Consider the following 506-nt stretch of genomic DNA (forward strand, 5'->3'; position numbering starts at 1 on the left):
TCGCGAAAGCGGGTTTCGGTCTGGTAGACGTCACGCGGATCGATGGCGGTGAGGATGTCGCGTGCGCGCAGCCGGTTGGATCGCGGCAGGCTGAACAGCTCCGACATCAATGTGTCGCATTCGATGATATCGGTGCGGATATCCCATGCCCAACTAGCGAGCGACGCCGCATCGAGTGCGATGGCGCGTCGTTTTTCCTCGCGAACCAGTGCGGCCTCGGCGATCGCGCCGCTGCGGGTTGTGTCCTTGAGGGTGAACAGGCTGGCGGCGAGGCCGGCGAGCGACTTCAACTGGTCGAGCTCAGCGTGGGATGGAAAACCATGCGGCGAGCGGTCGAGCACGCACAGCGTGCCGATGCGGGCACCTGCCACAACCATCGGCGCGCCGGCATAGAAGCGGACATGGTGCTTTCCGGTGACCAGCGGGTTGGTCTTGAAACGGGGATCCGTCGTTGCATCCACCACCACCATCGGTTCGTCGCCGGCGGCAATCGCATGGGCGCAGAA

Annotated in this window: 1 protein-coding gene; it reads right to left on the reverse strand. The window is 64.2% G+C overall.

Annotated features, from left to right (window positions below):
- On the reverse strand, positions 1 to 506 hold a 506-nt coding region (locus tag EN984_RS37135; RefSeq protein ID WP_164766052.1), incomplete at both ends, for a GAF domain-containing protein.

The organism is Mesorhizobium sp. M7A.F.Ca.CA.004.12.1.1 (assembly GCF_003997835.1).
Lineage (GTDB): Bacteria > Pseudomonadota > Alphaproteobacteria > Rhizobiales > Rhizobiaceae > Mesorhizobium.